Annotated in this window: 1 protein-coding gene; it reads right to left on the bottom strand. The window is 55.6% G+C overall.

The features are described from left to right. Positions 1-205 (bottom strand): glucuronate isomerase (locus FDX22_RS24360; RefSeq protein WP_146717908.1); only part of this gene is annotated, 205 nt, incomplete at both ends.

Genomic DNA, 205 nt, shown 5'->3' on the forward strand with positions numbered 1-205 from the left:
CCCGCCAGACGACGCGCCAGGATGTTATCCAGTTCAGCTTCGTTAGACTCGGCAAACAACACCACATCCAGCGCATGGTCGGAGACTTTACAGCCGTGCGCAGCAAAGTGATCAAGACGTTTGGTCAGCGCGGTTTGCAGGTCGGTAAAGCGGCGGATCTCGGTGTCAGACACTTCACCGAGCTTCGCCATGTAATCGTTAAAGG

It is taken from the genome of Citrobacter sp. TBCS-14 (assembly GCF_005280805.1).
Classification (GTDB): domain Bacteria; phylum Pseudomonadota; class Gammaproteobacteria; order Enterobacterales; family Enterobacteriaceae; genus Citrobacter; species Citrobacter gillenii.